We start from the raw sequence: 697 nt of genomic DNA on the forward strand, positions 1-697 counted from the left end.
GTAATAACGTGATTCAACGAAGCCACTTTGGCGTTCTTTGTCATACCAAGTAAAAAACCAGCCACTGTTAATGGGGCACCAACCACACCATTGTTCGAGAAATGGTTTTCGTAAACAGCCAACGTGTCAAACTTCAACTGGTCTACGTAATGTGCGGTATCTAACATTTCTTCGATGACTTGATCAGAAGAACGCTTTGAATTCATAAAATTGAGGAAGAATAATCCAAATTTCATGTCTCTTTCCTTTTAGAAAATATTAATTACTGTTTTTCTTTGAGATATGGCATCACATCAGACTGGAATAGCTTCATAGATGCGATAATTTCTTCTTCAGAACCGTTTGCTTCAAAACCACAACAAATATTGTTAATACCCGTCGCATCGATATCTTGCTGGATAATCGCGATACACTCTTCAGGCGTCCCTACTGGGTTGATTTCGTAGCTGTAATCAATTCGGCGATTAGTGTCTTTGTGGCCTTTCAACACAAAATCACGCCATTGACCTTTATTGAAGTCGTAACCTTTTGTTTGGTCAGAGTCGTCAAAAATCTTGGTGGCATTCACGTATGAGTCGTACCAATGACCCAAGAAGTTGCGGCAAATATCTTTGGCTTTATTTGAGTCATGATCGACGGAGGTGATGTAAGACAAACAGTGGTCAATCTTAGTCACATCGTAGCCATGTTCAGTCGC

At 40.0% G+C, this 697-nt stretch carries 1 protein-coding gene and 1 pseudogene; both read right to left on the minus strand.

Features of this window, described 5'->3' with window-relative positions:
• Positions 1-236, minus strand: a 236-nt coding sequence (locus tag ATB78_RS27860; RefSeq protein WP_155647890.1) for an LLM class flavin-dependent oxidoreductase, incomplete at its 3' end; no start/stop codon positions are given.
• Between the two features lie 26 nt (positions 237-262).
• Positions 263-697: pseudogene (locus ATB78_RS30225) on the minus strand (alkane 1-monooxygenase); the annotation flags it as partial.

The sequence above is a fragment of the Vibrio sp. CUB2 genome (assembly GCF_001557945.1).
Lineage (GTDB): Bacteria > Pseudomonadota > Gammaproteobacteria > Enterobacterales > Vibrionaceae > Vibrio > Vibrio owensii.